Here is a 16380-nt window from a genome sequence, read left to right as displayed (position 1 = left end):
CTAAATCAAAGATTTAGAGTGTCAGTTAAATCGCTGTTCTGTTCTGTTTATTATTTCATCTTGAAGTTCTTTGCTTAGATTTCTGAAGTGGTCACTGTAACCTGCAACTCTTACTATTAAATCCTTGTAATCTTCAGGATGTCTTTGAGCTTCTATTAAGGTTTCTCTATCAATTACGTTGAATTGAATATGATGTCCATCCATATTGAAGTAAACTCTTACTAAGTTGGCCATGTGATCTAGTCCTTCTTCTCCTGCTACTACACTTGGAGTGAATTTTTGGTTTAAAAGAGTTCCTCCAGTTCTTAGATGATCCATCTTAGAGGCTGATTTTATAACTGCTGTTGGTCCATTAATATCTGCTCCCTTTTCAGGTGATATCCCTTCTGATACTGGTTTATGAGCTAGGCGACCATTTGGACTAGCTATCATTACTTCTCCAAAGTAAACATGGCAAGTAGTAGGTAGCATATTGATTCTATAATATCCGCCTTTAACATTTGGTCTACCTGTTATTATTTTATTATACGCATCAAATACTGATGTCATGATTTCATCAGCATAATCATCATCATTACCATATTTTGGAGTTTTATTTCTAACTAGATTTGCAATTATCTCATTGCCTTTAAAGTTATTTTCTATGGCTTCTATCAATTTTTCCATGGTAAATTTCTTTTTATCATATACATTATATTTTATAGCAGCTAGAGAATCAGTAATAGTTCCTATACCGACCCCTTGTATATAGTTAGTATTGTACCGAGCTCCCCCTGCATTGTAGTCTTTTCCTTTTCTTATACAATCATTAGTTATAATTGAAAGAAAAGGTGCAGGCATATAATCTGCATATATTTTTTCAATGATATTACTTCCTTCTATCTTTATATCTGCAAAATGCTCTATTTGTTTCTTATAAGCATTAAATAACTCTTCATAGTTTTTAAAGTCCTTAGCATATCCTAATTCTAATCCTAGTTGCTTACCACTTACTTTATCATATCCATTAAATAATGTTAACTCTAATATCTTTGGTAGGTTAAAGTATCCTGTTAAAATATAGGCTTCATTTCCAAATGCTCCAGTTTCAACACATCCACTAGTGCCACCTCTTCTTGCATCCTCTATAGATTTACCTGCATTAAGTAGTTCTTGTACAATGGCCTCTGTATTATAAAAGGCAGGTTGACCCCATCCCTCTCTAGATATTTCACAAGCTCTTTTTAGGAATCTCTTAGGGGTTTTCTTACTGATTTGTACATTGGAGCTTGGCTGAAGCAGTTGCATTTCATCCATGCAATCTAGGATTAAATAACTTATATCATTTACCCCATCTTGCCCTTCAGGTGTAATTCCACCAGTGTTAATGTTAGCAAAGTCAGTATAGGTACCACTTTCCTTTAAGGTTACTCCTACCTTTGGAGGTGATGGTTGATTATTAAACTTAATCCATAGACATTCCAAAATTTCCTTAGCCTTATCTTCATCTAAAATACCTTCCTCTGCATCTCTTTCATAGAAAGGATTTAAGTGTTGATCGAGCCTCCCTGGACTATATGCATCCCAAGGATTTAATTCTGTAGTTACTCCTAAATGAACAAACCAATACATCTGTATTGCTTGCCAGTAAGTCCTTGGAGCATGGGCTGGTACAACTTCACAGTTCTCTGCAATTTGAAGTAGCTCATTTTTTCTTCTACCATCTATTTCTTTGCTAGCTAGATCTCTAGCATATTTAGCATATCTCTCCCCTAGAATCATAATAGCATCACAGCTAATACTCATAGCATTTAGTTGCTCTCTTTTAGAAAATGCTTCTTTGTCATTTAAAAAATCCAATTTACATATAGCTTCCTTAATTTCATTTTTATAATCTAAGAATCCTTTTTTGTATATATTTTCAGAGCCTACTGTATGACCTGGACCTCTTTGCTCCATGAACTCAGTAAAAATTCCACTTTCATAACAGGACTTCCACTTATCACTCATGGAATTTATAATTTTATTTCTAATAGATCTTTTTTCCCAGTAAGGAATAATTTCTTCCTCTTGAGTTTTTAAATCTTCTTCATTTACTTTAAAACAAATTAATTCTCTATCATTCATTATGTGCATATCTTCAAGGGTATGACAACATAGTTCTGGAAATGTTGGAGCTGCCTGTGGTCCATCTCCTTTTTCTCCAACTATAAGTTCCCCTTCATTAATACATAAAGTTTTATTCTTCATAAAATACTTAAATGCTAAAGCTCTCATTTCTGGAATTGATACAGAGCCTTCATACTTCTTATAGGCCTCAGTCATTAGCTTAGCTCTCTCCATGTATATATAAGGAACAGTGTTTACACTTTGAGTCCTTAATTTTTTTATTCTTTCATTCATGCCTCTTTCCATGAATTAGCCTCCTATTTTTATATTTATAAATCCAGCTTTTTCAAATTTTCCCTTTACAGTCTCCATTCTTTCCTTACTAGGTGCTTCAAAGTTAACTCCTTCATAAACCTTTTGAAGTCTTTCATATTTGCTCTTCCCTATATTATGATAAGGAAGTAAATTTATCTTATGTACATTTATATTATTCTTTAAAAATTTTATTAATTCTTCTATAGATTCATCGTCTGCATTAACCCCTTCCACCAAGGGTATCCTTATATTGATATTTGCTCCAGCTTCACTTAACCTTTTTAAGTTTTCAAGAATAATCTTATTAGATTTTCCTATATATTTTATATGCTTTTTATTATCCATAAGCTTTATATCATATAAAAAAGTATCTACATACTTAAGTATTCTATTATAATTTTCGTAGGGAGCTTCACCACAAGTATCAATGGCAATGTCATATCCCTTTTTCTTTAACTTTTTTAATAATTCCTCTATATAATCCATATTTTGAGTCATAACCTCTCCGCCAGATAATGTAATTCCTCCACTTGATTCCTCATAAAACATTTTATCTTTTTCTGCTTCCTTAACAAGCTGTGCTACTGTATATTCTTTCCCCACAATTTCACGAGCATTATTTACACAATAGTCAATACATTCCTTGCAAAGATCACACTTGTTTTTATCTGTAATAACGCATTTTTCTTCCTTTGAAATTGCCCTTTGAGGACAAATATCTATACATGCCATACACCTTGTACATTTTTCTCCATTGTACATAAGTTCTTCACTGTAATTTTGACTTTCTGGATTATGACACCATAAGCAAGATAGTGGACATCCCTTAAAAAAAATGGTAGTACGAATTCCATTCCCATCATGGATAGAATACTTTTGAATATTAATAATTTTTGGTAAATTCAACATATCACCTCAACTTACATTAATAAATAAAATTTATACATTTAAAAATAAATTCATATTCATGAATTTATTTAAACATATTTTCACTTTAATTATAAAATTTATTGTATCTAATGTCAAATAATATATCTTCATAAATATATTAGTAAATATCATAATATATAATAATATATAATAATAAAAAGCTAGCACCTAAATTTTATCTTAGGCACTAGCACTTTTAAATTATTTATTCTTACTGTATTTTTTTATTGGATATATTAACTGAAATATTAAAACTACTACCAATGCTATTAAGAATAAATAAATCCATGGAGAACTTTCTGCCTTAGGATTTGATCTACCCTCTGCAAATGCAGTTATATTTGAGCTAGCATAACTTAACATTACTATTAAATATAAGATTTTATTTTTTAGTTTCATTTTACGACTTCCTTTCTATATTTATTAATATAAATAGTAAAGCCATAGTCCTTTTTCATAAAAATACCTCCACTTATATTCATAAGTAGAGGTATTTAATACGCATAACAAACCCGCTAAACTAGATACGTCGAATTACTCTAACCTAGATTAACGTGAAATCACATCTTATATTATTATCATTTAAAATATAAATTTTAATATAAAAAGTGCATTATTACCTCTTCTACCCGAAAGGACATTGCTTTAACCATTAGGCAGGTCTTCCGACTTAAGATTCGTATTCTACAAGCACCTTCCCAACATAATGTCAGTGGTTGATATTTTAAAAATATCCAGCTTATATCATCATCTAATACGGCAACGGGGATTGTGTTAGATTCTCACTAACTTCCCTATTAATTCCCTAAGGAAACCAAATAGTCATTTATATTGTTTTCTATTATATAATAACATAATTAATATATAATAATCAATATGTGAAATTATCCTTCTTCTTATATTTAAACTAATCTATGTTGTTATTATATAATCACACTAGATTAAATTAGAGTTTATATTATAGTAACTTACTTTTCTTATATAGCTGTAAAAGTTTGCATTTGTAAGGAATTCTATATATAATTATATTTATAACTTATTATTTGTTTGAATATTATTAATATATATATATGGATTTTGGAGGAATTTTAATGTCAAAGGAAAAAAAGATTGAAAAATCAAATGCAAAAGCAAGAAAAAGATTAGAAAATGCCATGAATAATATTTATGTAAAGTTCACTTTATTTAAGGAAGTTCATGAAACTGCATATAAATTAAATCCTGAATATAAGTACTTCTGGGATAAACATCCTGCCGAAACTAAGCAAGATATACTAAAAAATCAAAAACCTATGGATATGAATCTAAGGAAAGGAAGAATTCCAGAAATGCAGTTCGGCTTTGGAACCTTAGGCTTTGGCTACGGAATAAATAGATTATTCTCCAGTGAAAGGTTATCTTCAGAAGAAAAAATAAAAATTTCTGTCACTTGTAAAAAGTTTACTAAAACTGTAAGAGCAGTAAATGAAACTCTTTGGAGAAAACCACCAAAAAATTTATAATTAGTTATATAAAAAGTGTGCAAAATCCTATGATTGTGCACACTTTTGTTATATTTAATTTGTTTTTATTATCTTAATTTATATACCCTTTTATTACTCTCAATATCTTCCATAATAAGATTCTTATTCGTCATAAATTCTATTAAAGTTCTTGTGAATTCTTTTTTGTCAGTGACTACAGCTTTTTTTCTGCTATAAAATTGGGAGGCTGTAACTCCTAAAACTTCTTGCTCTATTTCCAATTTTGTAATGTACTTTTGTGTTTTTAACTTCTTAATTACTTTTTGCGCACCCTTGCTATATAAGATTTGTAAAAGATCCTTCTGTTGTGCACCTGATTTTTTTAGTCCCCATGCATATATAATAGCAGTAGCTACTGCAAATAATAAAATACCTATAATTGTTTGAATTCTGATTGGCATTATTTATTCTCCTTCCCTATGTAAAGAATAAATTTATTTTCGTGAAGAATTTGAAAAAATTTTACTAAACGGTTTAATAAAGGCTCCGCTTCTTTACCAAAGTGTTTCTTTACCTCTTCCGAAATACGAAAAATTGTATTCATTCCATTAATGTAATTCCATATAAAAGTTCCATAGGCATCTAGTTCTATATGACTAACTTTGGGTTTGTGAAAGAAATTTTGAGCAATTCTATTATGAATTCCTTTATTAGGTATATCTACTACTACTAGTTTTTTTTCATTTACAGACCAAGTATACTCTTCATTTTTCTTTGGAATGTAATCTAAATAATTTTCTTTCTGTGCATTTTTTTCTTTATTTAACATGATTATTCACTTCCTATTAAATAATATCCGGCCTAGGTTTTACCTAGGTCGGATAACTTATTTTTTATTTCAATAGACTATTATAAGGTATAATTTCTATTTTCTAATCTTCTTTTTAGATGTACTAAATTTGAATATTGTGAATATTAACAACAAGAAGAAGATTAGTCCACCAATATTACCTAAACTTATAGTTTCTGAAATATTAATTACATCACCAAGAGTAGATGCTCCAATTGGGATAATTGCAAATACTGCAAGTAAAATACCTACTAATCCTTCACCAGCAATTAAACCTGAGGTATATAAAATACCATTCTCAACAACTTGACCTCTTTGTTCTTCTGAAATATTTTTCTTCTTATCAAAGTATAATCTTACTAATCCACCAGCCATAATTGGTGTACTTAAGTGAATTGGTAAATAAAGTCCTACTGCAAATGGTAATACTGGAATTCCTAGTATCTCAATTACAATTGCAATACCTGCTCCTGCAAATACTAATGCCCAAGGAAGATTTCCTTCCATTACACCTTCTACTACCATCTTCATCAAAGTTGCCTGTGGTGCTGGTAATTCTGTAGAACCATAACCCCATGCTTTATTTAATAGATATAACACTCCACCAATAGCTATGGCAGATACAAGTACTCCAATCAACTCACCGATTTGTTGTTTCTTAGGTGTTGAACCAATAATATAACCAGTTTTTAAGTCCTGTGAGGTGTCACCAGCAATAGCTGCTATAATACATATAATTGAACCAATTGCGATTGCTGCAGTCATACCCTCTTGTCCAATAGTCCCTGTAGCTTTTAAAATAATTGTTGCAAACAATAATGTTCCTATTGCCATTCCTGATACTGGGTTATTACTACTTCCTACTAATCCTACCATTCTAGAAGATACTGTAGCAAAGAAGAATCCAAATACTACAATTATAATTGCACCAACTAGATTTACAGGAATTACAGGTACTAGCCACATTAATATAACAATTATTAAGCAAGCTGCTAAAATACCTTTCATAGGTAAGTCTTGTTCTGTCCTAAGGTCACTAATAGTGTTACTTCTACCATAGCTCTTCATCGCTTGTCTAAACGTTTTTACAATTAATGGTAGTGACTTTACTAAGCTTAATATACCACCCATTGCAACAGCACCTGCACCAATATAACGGATATATTTGCTCCAAATTGTAAATGAATCCATAGCACTTATAGGATCCGCACCTGGATATATAACTGCATCTCCACCAAATAAACTAATTAATGGCATTAATACAAACCATGCAACTATTCCACCAGATAACATGTATGCAGCTATCTTAGGTCCACATATATAACCTACTCCTGCTAGTGCTGGAAGTACGTCTATACCTACTCCAGATCCCTTATATCCTGTAAGTTCATAATGTACTTCACTTGGAAACAACTTTAATCCATCCGCAATAAATTTGTATAATGCAGCTATTCCAAGACCTGCAAACACTGTAGAAGATTTTGCTCCTCCCTGTTCACCAGCAAGCAGAACTTCTGCACAAGCAGTTCCTTCTGGATATGGAAGCACTCCATGTTCTTCAACAATAAGAGCTTTTCGAAGTGGTACCATAAATAAAATACCGAGTACACCACCACAAAGTGCGATAATTCCAATTTCCAGTAAAGATGGTGCTTCTGTTCCCCATTCAGATGCCCACATAAATAATGCTGGTAATGTAAAAATAGCTCCAGCTGCAAGTGATTCACCAGCAGAACCAATTGTCTGAACTATGTTGTTTTCAAGAATGGAGTCTTTTCTTAGAATAACACGTATAACGCCCATTGAGATAACCGCTGCTGGAATTGAAGCTGATACTGTCATACCAACTCTAAGACCTAAGTAAGCATTTGCTCCACCAAAAAGTACTGCCAGTAAAATTCCTAAAATAATAGATGTTAATGTAAATTCGGGTACGACTTTTTCAGCAGAAATGAACGGTTTAAAACTGTCTTCTTTTTTCATCAAATTCCCTCCCTATATATTCATCTTATTACATATTGTAGCATCACTTGTTTTGTTTTACAATACGCTATATTACATTATATTATTTTTTATGAAACTTATAACTAATATACTATTTATAGTTAATATTTTTTATAAATTATTATTTTTGTTAAACATTTAACAATAAAACTTTTGTTTCTTGTATTGCTAATTCAAAATAAATAACTATCATATATAAAAAATACCGCCTAAAATAGACTATAATTAACCTATTCTAGGTGGTATATTTTAAAATTTTAAAATTTTTACTATTTCATATTAAAAGTTAACTTGTATTAATAGCATTATTGCACTAAATGCTGCTATATATCCCATTAGAGGCATGATGAATTTTAACCATTTATCATAAGTTACATCAACCATCTCTAAAGTTGCAAGGATTAATCCTGTTGGAGTAATAAATGAAATTAACCCCAATCCGTATACATAGGCTGAAATTATAACATCTCTTGAAAGTCCAACTGAATCTGCAAGAGGAGCCATAATTGGAATGGATAGAACAGCTAGACCTGATGAAGAAGGAATAAAGAATCCAAGTACTATAAATATTAAAAGCATTAATACTATAAATATATTTCCATTCATACCCGCTATAGCGTTAGAGAAGAAATTAAGTATTGTATCAGAAATCATACCATTTTCTAATACAAGGTTAATACTTCTAGCAACCCCTATAACTAATGCGACACTCATTAAATCAGCAGCTCCAGTTACGAATTGGTTTACAAACTCTTTCTCCCCTAATTTTGATAGGAATCCAATAATTATACCAGTTACTAAAAATAGAGCTGTCATTTCTGCGAACCACCAATCCAAAGAAGAAACTCCATAAATCATAACTACAAAGGTTAAAAGAAATATTAACAATATAATTTTAAATCTTAAAGTTAATTCTGGTGCTTCTCCTTGACTAGCAAATTTAGCTTCAATTTTTTCTTTGTCTGCAAATGTTAATGATTTACTTGGATCTGCTTTAACCTTCTTCGCATATCTTAAGATATATATTATAGTAATTAAAGTACCAAGAACAAAAGCAATAATTCTGAAGTTAAGCCCATTTGTAAAGCTTATTCCAGCAGCATTAGAACCTATAACTACTGAGAATGGGTTTACTGTTGAGAACATACTTCCTATAGAAGAACCCATGTATATTGCTGCAATACATACCATAACATCATAGTTTGCAGCTAAGAATACCGGAACCATTATTGGATACAGAGCTATTGTTTCCTCTGCCAGTCCAAAAGTAGTACCTCCAAGAGAAATCAAGAAAGTAATAAATACTATCAATATGTATTCTTTTCCTTTAGTTAATTTCGAAAGACTTGCAATACCTGCATTAAATGCACCAATGTTATTTAACACTCCGATAACTCCACCTATAATAAATACAAATAAAATTATATCTATAGTATCATATACTCCCTTAATAGGTGATAGAATTATATCAATTATACCTTGTGGACTTTGTTTAACTTTTTCATAAGTACCTGGTATAGCTACTGGTTTATTAATACTACCATCTGCAAATTTAGAAATGTCACCAGTAACCTTAAGTTCATCTAAAGTTTTTTGAGTACCAGGCATTTCTTTTATATCTCCATTTGGAGCAGTAATCTCAAACACAGTGCTATCTGCATTATAAGATAACTTTGAATATGAACCAGCTGGTATTACATAAGTTAGTGCTGCTGCTAAAAGCAATACTATAATTAATACTGTAAAAGCAGTTGGAAATGATAATTTCCTTTTTTTCTTTGCCATGTAAATCCCTCCAATAATTTAGTATTAGTGCTTGCCACATATAGTAGCTTAAATTATTTATATCTACTTTAAGCCATAGTTAACATTTTATTTATAAGCTAATAAAGATTTTGTATTAGTAACATACTCTTAAATATACACATTTTTATGAAATAATGAGAATTTTTCATGTATTTTTGTATAATTATCTATGAATTAAGAATTTTTATGCTTTAATTTAAGATTATAGTCCTTATCACTCTTTAAACGTTTTCAGGCATATAAAAAAATTTTAGCCATTTTACGGCCTAAATTCTTTAATTTTCAGCATTTCTATCTTAGCAGTTTCTTTATTTATTTCATAACAATTTTATATTGTATATTATACTTATAAATTTCCTTTACACATATAAATAATAACTTGTCCTATGTACTTTAAGATTTTAGATATAAATCCAACAAATTTTGACTTTAAGAATCAAAATTTATCGATATTCTATAATTATATTACTATAAAATCACAAAAAAATAAAGTATCATATTCGCCTTTTTTCCCCTTATTTCTTATTATTTCTCTATATTACATCTGTATATTCACATTTCTGTTCATTTTATATTCATTTTTATAGGTTTTGAATTTATATTATAAAAGTATTATCGTTTTATATTTTAATTATTTTTTAAAAACATATTGACATTAATTCCTAATAATAATATACTAAAAGCACAATACTACATTACTCATGTAATGTAGTTCCTGAAACAAAGGAGGTTTACCCTTGAAAATAGATGTAAATAGCCTAGTTCCTATATATGTTCAAATTGCAAATGCTATTGAAGATGATATTCTTAGTGGAACTTTAGAAGAAAGTGGTACCTGCTACTCTCAATTAGTAATTGCCAAAGAGCTTACAGTTAACCCTGCTACTGCAGCTAAGGGAATTAATTTATTAGTAGGAAGAGGGATTCTTGAAAAACAAAGAGGATTAGCTATGATTATAACTCCCAATGCAAAGAAAAAAATTATGAATAGACGGAAAAATGAAACCTTTGAAAAACTGGTAAAAGATCTAGTCAATACAGCAAAAAAATTAGACTTATCTCAAAATTATGTACTTGAAAGTATAAAAAAACACTATAAGGAGGATAAATAATATGACTTCTTGCATTATAGCTAGAAATCTTTTTAAAAGATATAAATCTAAGGTGGCTATAGATAATCTATCTGTAGAAATTAATGAAAATCAACTCATAGGTTTAATCGGTAGTAATGGCTCAGGAAAAACTACTTTTATGAAACTATGTGCAGGTCTAATTGAGAAAACTGAAGGAGAATTAATGGTTTTAGGCGAAGAACCCATGGATAATTTATCGGTATTAGAAGAAATTATATATAGCTATCATAATATGTCCTATGAATCTAACTTATGTCTAGGTAGAATTGTTGAGTATTATAATATTATGTACCCTAACTTTGACCTTAAGTTTGCAGAAAACCTTTTGAAACATTTTAATCTTAAAATGAAAATTAAGTATAAAAATTTATCTCAAGGTATGAGAAGCTTATTTAACTTTATATGTGGTATTTCCTGTCGTGCCAAGGTTACCATGTTTGATGAACCAATTTTAGGCATGGATATTAAAACTCGTAAAGCTGTTTATGATATCATACTACGTGATTATATAGAACATCCACGAACTATAATTATTTCTAGCCATATTTTATCGGAGTTGGAAAATATTCTTTCAGAACTAGTAATAATTAATAATGGGTCTTTAGTTTTATATGAAGCTATGGATACTATAAAAGAGTCTGCCTATAGAGTAGATGGAAATCCTGATAATTTAGTAAATTTCATTAAAGATAAAAAAGTATTATATAAAGATTTTAGTAACATAACCTCCTTTGCAATAATAGAAGGCTTAATTACAGAATCTTTAGAGATAGAGATATCAACTAACAATTTGAAAATTTCAAGAATTAGTCCAGAAGAGCTATATATTTATCTGACTGAAAATAATTATAATGGAGGCATGGAGGAGTTATGGATAAAAGACAATTAAAAAATATTAATAATCTATATAAAATACGCTCAAAAGAGCATAAAAAGGCACTTTGGATAATTTATATACTCCTTGCATCCTTTTTTGCAATTGATTTAAGTGCAACTCTTATGGATATTTTCATTTATTCTAAAGATGTAACTACCTATAGTCTACAGACCTATACCACTAATGGTCTTTTCCTGGCAATTAGTATAAGCATCGGAACTTTATTGTGGTATAACTCCTTCAATAATCAACATCAAGCTTTTCCCCAGGATAATAAAACAAGATTTATGTCTTATGCTCTGTTTAACTACATTACTCTATTAAAAGTGTCAGTAACTTCTTTACTTTTATACCTAATTCAATATAACATTTGGGCATTAATTGGAAATTTAAATTCTAATATATCTTTTGCTTATCCTATAAATTTACCTTTCTTAATCTCTGGTTTTATAGTTAATTTACTCTATGGCTCCATGTTAATTGCCCTGACTTTGTTAATCAATGTTTTGAGTAAAAAATTTCATATTTATTTCTATATTACTTTCATAATGTTTGTAGTTGCTGCATTTTTTAACAATGGAGCTCTGTTCATTACTATTGGAAATCTTTTTAGCTTTTGGACTAAAGAACCTTCCCTTGGTATGTTTGTTGTAAAGTGTACTATAACATTAATGATTTTACTTATTTTGTCTGTAGTTATAAATAATACTATAGTATATTATAAAGCTGAGACTAAAAATACAACTAAATCTGGATTTATTTTATGTGGAATTGCCCTTTTCTGTTTTATCATTGTGATATCTTTAAGTGTTTTTACCCATAATTATCCATACAATAGCACTAGGGAAATGGGATTTGATTCCATAGACTCTGTTAATGACAACCCCATTAAAAATTTTGAAGAAAAAGAAATAGAAGTATCTCTAACTAATCTTAACACTGATATCCCTATTGAAATAGTAACTCAATTTAATGAAGATGAAGAAAATATTTTTACTACTCGCTATAGCGACTCCTCAATAGAAGAAGTTTATGAAAATATTATTGTAAAATACCATCTTCCCTGCAATGAAGTGGACTATATAAATCTTAATTATTTTAAAAACCCTATAGTTACAGCAAAACTTGAGGATAACAAACTATATATTAACTATACTTATGACGAAAACCAAAAGGTTATTCTTCTTAGCTCCTATGGTACAATGTCTCAATTTGATTGCTTTAAAGGGAAAACCCTCTTTAAATCTAATGCAGGTCACATGACTGGTAGCAGTGATGGTAGCATAGAAATAATCTATCCTAAGGGTACAAAATTTAAAAACTAAAAAATTAAAGCCATCTGAAAGGAGTAATTTCTCCTTTCAGATGGCTTTATTATGTTATTTTAAAATCTGTTTTTTTATATAATCTAGAGTTATCTGTTCACCTTCACTTGCTAACTTATTAAGTAAAAACTCTAATAATTCCCTACTTTTCTCATGAATAATTTGATAATCCTTACCCCTTTCATAATATATTAAGGCCGAATTATCTTTATACTTCTCTTTCTCATAATTCATACAAGCACAAATTCTGTCAATAAACATTTCAACTACATAATTATTGGGCATTTTCATACCAACTATTCCATCTTGTATTTTCGTACCATAATCAATCCAATATTCTAAGTGATGCTTATTTCTTCCCTTATGATGAAGCCAAGCCTTAGAATATCCTTCCACCTTCTTTTGTATTCCATTAGGACTAACATCTCCTCTGTAATACTTTACTCCTGCTGAAAATTCTACCCAAGAGTACTTAGAAAGATCATGTAATATTCCTTGTTTATATAACCCCACCTTAAAGCAGTATTTCATAACTAATAACTTATGTTTTGTTATAGTCTTAAAGTGATTAATTGCGTTCATTGTATCTTCATCCCCTAAAAATTATGTTTTTCTCTAGCCCTATATTAACATAATTTCTTTCTCAAATAAAAATATTGAATAGTAAACTAATTTAATTTATAGATTTCTTTTACCTTATCGGGTAGTTCTTTTATTTCAACTTCTTCATAACTCTTTGTTTTTTCACCCTTAACATATACCTTTAAATATCTATCAACCTTTAGTATCTTTGACGTTGTAAATGTAATTAATTTCTCATTTCCATCCTTATCATACCCATTTATTTTATACTCATACGTATTGTATCCTCCACTATTCTCACTTGTTCTATCCTTATATTCACTGACAGTTTTAACGTAATACTTTGTTGAACCTAGATTAATTATACCGTTAGAACTTACTAACAATAAAACTCCACCTACTATTATTATACTTACAATAATTCCTATTAATTTTTTCATTTTATATCCTCCTATAGTTTCTTTTAAGTAAATTATATGTTTTTTATAACTAACTTCATATTTACATCTATTACATTAGTCTTTCATTATTGTCACCTAACTTAATATTTTTAATAATATTAGATAATTAAAGGGGGTATAAGATTTTTATAAAAATGAAAACGCAAATATTATATTAAACTTTAGAATTATTTTTGACAAATTTTTCACGGCAAATATAAAGAGTAGGTATATTCAGTTATATTTTTCTCTTTTTACTTTAAAACAAATTCTATAAAATCTATAGATATGTTATAAACTCTTCTTTACTTGACAATAATTAATTTGAGGTGATTTACATTGAAGAAAAAAAGAAAATTAAACGGAACTGTCACTACGGGACCAAATACATCTAGATTAGTAACAGAATCATTGTTAAGATTAGTAGATTCACGCAAAGAAGAACTTCTACAAATTTTGAAAGGAAGATGAACTTAAGGAAATTGATTAATAATTCTATAAAATAAGAAAAGATTTTTATTATTATCTATATTTTTACATTTAATGTATATAATAAAGATTAAATATCTATAATTTAGTAAGATTTATTCTCCAAATTATGTGCTATACAAAAGAGAAAGAAGCTAGTAAGGATTTTTAAATGAACCCTACTAGCTTTTAATTTTATTCTATTTTTCCCTTTAAATATCTACTTTCTCCAATTAAGTTTTTACTATTTTCCTGAATCAATATTAATACTTTGCAATCTACTTTTCAATACAAGTTTACGTAAAAATGAATTATACATAAATGGACATTTCAGTAGTTTTAAAAAAATTTTTAAACGTATATTAAAAGTTTTCAACCTATATTTTTCATTTACATTTTTGCTATGAATGTTTAGAACTTCACTTAAAGCCCGTGCACTATTAATAGCCACACTAATTCCCTCTAGTGAACTAGGGCTGATGAATGCCGCAGCTTCACCAATCAAAAATGCATTATTTCTACCACAGCGAAAATCATAGAATGATGATGGTCGTAAAACCATGCATGCTTCGGTTTTCATAGGATCTCCAAACTGAAATCCAAGCTTCTCCAATTTTTTTTTCTGATTTTCAAATCGTTGTCTAGCATTATCCATAGGAAATGCTCCACCAAAAATAAACTGATTGTCCTTGGAAATGGACCATGAACAGCAATCTGTATTCTCTGGGTCAAAAATGCAAGAATAAAACGGATTAGAATGTGTCTCTGGAAACCATTGTTGAATTGACATGTAAGTTCGTATTTTCTTTTTTGGGTATATGATGCGGCGTACTAAGGAATTTGCACCATCTGCACCAACTAGATATGTTGCGAGAATAACCTGCTTAATACCATCTTCATAGAAAGTTACTTGATAACCTCCTAATGTTTTTTCAATACAAGAACAACGAGAATTACTGTGAATCTCTACATGATTCGGAATAAGTGATTCCAACCATAAATCAAATTTGTGTCTATTAAGATTAATATAAAATCGTTGATAATGACGAATAAGATTACTTTTCATATCTATTGTTTTAACTGCAAAAATCTGTGGGTCTACCATAACATCTTTGGGAAGTGTCATATCTAACTCTATTAATGCTTTCTGCGCGGCTGAAGAAAGCAGTCCACCACAAGGTTTCTGAAACCCTTTTTCATTAGAACTTTTTTTATCGATAGCAATAATTTTATATTCATTAGAAAGTAATCGTGCCAGTGTAGACCCAGCAGGTCCTAATCCTATAATTGCAATATCATATTTTTTAATTATTGACTTTTTCATCTTTATTCTCCATTCTCTAAATGACTTTATTTTTTTACTCCCTAAAGTCTTTTCTAATCTGCATTTAAGTATTTTACGTAAACCATTAAAAATTGCAAATTGAAAATCTTTTTCAATCTAAATCTAGTCATTTTCTTCTTTAGTTGCAGTAGCTTTTTTAATATTATAGATACTATCAGACACAGAAATTATTTTGTCAAAATAATAAAACACTATATCTTTTCTTAATTTTAATGGCCTTGAACTTATTGTATATTTTATAAAAGTTACATCCATTAAAATAATTTTCGATTCTTTTATAATGTTATTATATAAAATTATTTCATCAATTACAATATTTTTTTATCGTTTTTCATTATATTTTTATCATATTAAGTGATTTGCAAGCTTGTATTATTTTAATTTTTATATAATACTATAGATAAATAATTTTGTGGAAAATGTGAATTTAGGCATAAGAAAATAAATAATAAGTCAAAGATGGGAAGTATATTTTGAATTAGACAAGAAAACAGGTTCCGCAGATAGTAGCATTATCTAATGGTTCTGTTGACGCAGTATAACACAAAATAGACGAGCATTCTGACTTATTTATTTTTGGAAGATGCCTTATTAGTGAATATTTTAAATTCATCTAGAGAAATTAAATGAAAACTGATTCTCATATTAATGATGATATGCTTTTAAAAGCTACAAAAATTATAGCTAAAATTTTTAATAGTAATTTATGACATTTGAATGAACTTAAATCTGCCATATTAATACTTTCTTTCAT

14 protein-coding genes and 1 riboswitch are annotated in these 16380 nt (G+C 29.2%); of the genes, 4 read left to right on the top strand and 10 right to left on the bottom strand.

The window, feature by feature from the left end; genetic code table 11:
* Nucleotides 1-21: 21 nt before the first annotated feature.
* The 3 genes from hypD to B3630_RS14715 all read right to left on the bottom strand — a co-directional run bounded on the left by hypD (nt 22) and on the right by B3630_RS14715 (nt 3732).
* Nucleotides 22-2394 carry a trans-4-hydroxy-L-proline dehydratase gene (gene hypD / locus B3630_RS14725; protein ID WP_346899447.1) on the bottom strand — a complete coding sequence of 791 codons (2373 nt, stop codon included), beginning with the start codon at nt 2392-2394 and terminating at the stop codon, nt 22-24.
* Between the two features lie 3 nt (nt 2395-2397).
* Nucleotides 2398-3309, bottom strand: coding sequence for a trans-4-hydroxy-L-proline dehydratase activase (locus tag B3630_RS14720; protein ID WP_349680472.1), 912 nt, complete (start codon nt 3307-3309; stop codon nt 2398-2400).
* 225 nt (nt 3310-3534) lie between these two features.
* Complete coding sequence (locus B3630_RS14715; protein ID WP_346899443.1) at nt 3535-3732, bottom strand: hypothetical protein; 198 nt, start codon at nt 3730-3732, stop codon at nt 3535-3537.
* 239 nt (nt 3733-3971) lie between these two features.
* Nucleotides 3972-4167, bottom strand: a riboswitch (cobalamin riboswitch).
* Nucleotides 4168-4424: 257 nt separating this feature from the next.
* Here B3630_RS14715 and B3630_RS14710 point away from each other — a divergent pair.
* Nucleotides 4425-4835, top strand: a complete 411-nt coding sequence (locus B3630_RS14710) for a hypothetical protein (RefSeq protein ID WP_346899441.1) — start codon at nt 4425-4427, stop codon at nt 4833-4835.
* A 68-nt stretch (nt 4836-4903) separates the two neighbouring features.
* Here the strand turns inward: B3630_RS14710 and B3630_RS14705 are convergent, their stop codons facing one another.
* From B3630_RS14705 to B3630_RS14690, 4 genes are all read right to left on the bottom strand, one after another.
* A complete protein-coding gene (locus tag B3630_RS14705; protein WP_346899439.1) occupies nt 4904-5257 on the bottom strand; it encodes a hypothetical protein in 354 nt (117 codons plus the stop codon).
* A complete protein-coding gene (locus B3630_RS14700; RefSeq protein WP_346899437.1) occupies nt 5257-5625 on the bottom strand; it encodes a PqqD family protein in 369 nt (122 codons plus the stop codon). Before B3630_RS14700 ends, B3630_RS14705 begins: the two co-directional genes overlap by 1 nt.
* 96 nt (nt 5626-5721) lie before the next feature.
* Nucleotides 5722-7629 carry an OPT family oligopeptide transporter gene (locus B3630_RS14695; RefSeq protein ID WP_346899435.1) on the bottom strand — a complete coding sequence of 636 codons (1908 nt, stop codon included), beginning with the start codon at nt 7627-7629 and terminating at the stop codon, nt 5722-5724.
* A 300-nt stretch (nt 7630-7929) separates the two neighbouring features.
* Nucleotides 7930-9435 (bottom strand): YfcC family protein, encoded by a 1506-nt coding sequence (locus B3630_RS14690; RefSeq protein ID WP_346899433.1) that lies wholly within the window; start codon nt 9433-9435, stop codon nt 7930-7932.
* Between the two features lie 758 nt (nt 9436-10193).
* On the opposite strand from B3630_RS14690, the gene B3630_RS14685 reads away from it, so the two are divergent.
* From B3630_RS14685 to B3630_RS14675, 3 genes are read left to right on the top strand one after another with little or no spacing between them, the layout of a single operon-like run.
* The gene (locus B3630_RS14685; RefSeq protein ID WP_346899431.1) at nt 10194-10568 is read left to right on the top strand and encodes a GntR family transcriptional regulator; all 375 of its coding nucleotides are present in this window, start codon (nt 10194-10196) and stop codon (nt 10566-10568) included.
* Nucleotide 10569: 1 nt separating this feature from the next.
* Nucleotides 10570-11478 (top strand): ABC transporter ATP-binding protein, encoded by a 909-nt coding sequence (locus tag B3630_RS14680; RefSeq protein WP_346899429.1) that lies wholly within the window; start codon nt 10570-10572, stop codon nt 11476-11478.
* Entirely contained in the window at nt 11460-12791 is a 1332-nt protein-coding gene (locus tag B3630_RS14675; RefSeq protein WP_346899427.1) for a hypothetical protein, read from the top strand. Before B3630_RS14680 ends, B3630_RS14675 begins: the two co-directional genes overlap by 19 nt.
* Before the next feature lie 54 nt (nt 12792-12845).
* On the opposite strand, the gene B3630_RS14670 is transcribed toward B3630_RS14675, so the two are convergent.
* The 3 genes from B3630_RS14670 to B3630_RS14660 all read right to left on the bottom strand — a co-directional run bounded on the left by B3630_RS14670 (nt 12846) and on the right by B3630_RS14660 (nt 15605).
* Nucleotides 12846-13373 carry a DUF5662 family protein gene (locus tag B3630_RS14670; protein ID WP_346899425.1) on the bottom strand — a complete coding sequence of 176 codons (528 nt, stop codon included), beginning with the start codon at nt 13371-13373 and terminating at the stop codon, nt 12846-12848.
* An 86-nt stretch (nt 13374-13459) separates the two neighbouring features.
* On the bottom strand, nt 13460-13813 hold the full coding sequence (locus tag B3630_RS14665) for a YxeA family protein (protein WP_346899423.1): 354 nt from the start codon (nt 13811-13813) through the stop codon (nt 13460-13462).
* A gap of 712 nt (nt 13814-14525) precedes the next feature.
* Nucleotides 14526-15605 carry an FAD-binding protein gene (locus B3630_RS14660; RefSeq protein ID WP_414633017.1) on the bottom strand — a complete coding sequence of 360 codons (1080 nt, stop codon included), beginning with the start codon at nt 15603-15605 and terminating at the stop codon, nt 14526-14528.
* Between the last annotated feature and the right edge of the window lie 775 nt (nt 15606-16380).

Origin of the sequence: Clostridium sp. UBA7503, assembly GCF_002477055.1 — a bacterium.
Taxonomy (GTDB): Bacteria; Bacillota; Clostridia; order Clostridiales; family Clostridiaceae; genus Clostridium_J; species Clostridium_J sulfidigenes.
Note: the sequence above shows the minus strand (reverse complement) of the source record. Positions and strands in the feature narration are given on the sequence as shown.

Bases quoted from the DNA above. Each gene is read 5' to 3' on its own strand.
- hypD (WP_346899447.1), bottom strand. From the start codon at position 2,394: ATGGAAAGAGGCATGAATGAAAGAATAAAAAAATTAAGGACTCAAAGT.
- B3630_RS14700 (WP_346899437.1), bottom strand. From the start codon at position 5,625: ATGTTAAATAAAGAAAAAAATGCACAGAAAGAAAATTATTTAGATTAC.
- B3630_RS14670 (WP_346899425.1), bottom strand. From the start codon at position 13,373: ATGAACGCAATTAATCACTTTAAGACTATAACAAAACATAAGTTATTA.
- B3630_RS14660 (WP_414633017.1), bottom strand. From the start codon at position 15,605: ATGAAAAAGTCAATAATTAAAAAATATGATATTGCAATTATAGGATTA.
- B3630_RS14675 (WP_346899427.1), top strand. From the start codon at position 11,460: ATGGATAAAAGACAATTAAAAAATATTAATAATCTATATAAAATACGC.
- B3630_RS14715 (WP_346899443.1), bottom strand. From the start codon at position 3,732: ATGAAACTAAAAAATAAAATCTTATATTTAATAGTAATGTTAAGTTAT.
- B3630_RS14665 (WP_346899423.1), bottom strand. From the start codon at position 13,813: ATGAAAAAATTAATAGGAATTATTGTAAGTATAATAATAGTAGGTGGA.
- B3630_RS14695 (WP_346899435.1), bottom strand. From the start codon at position 7,629: ATGAAAAAAGAAGACAGTTTTAAACCGTTCATTTCTGCTGAAAAAGTC.
- B3630_RS14705 (WP_346899439.1), bottom strand. From the start codon at position 5,257: ATGCCAATCAGAATTCAAACAATTATAGGTATTTTATTATTTGCAGTA.
- B3630_RS14690 (WP_346899433.1), bottom strand. From the start codon at position 9,435: ATGGCAAAGAAAAAAAGGAAATTATCATTTCCAACTGCTTTTACAGTA.
- B3630_RS14680 (WP_346899429.1), top strand. From the start codon at position 10,570: ATGACTTCTTGCATTATAGCTAGAAATCTTTTTAAAAGATATAAATCT.
- B3630_RS14710 (WP_346899441.1), top strand. From the start codon at position 4,425: ATGTCAAAGGAAAAAAAGATTGAAAAATCAAATGCAAAAGCAAGAAAA.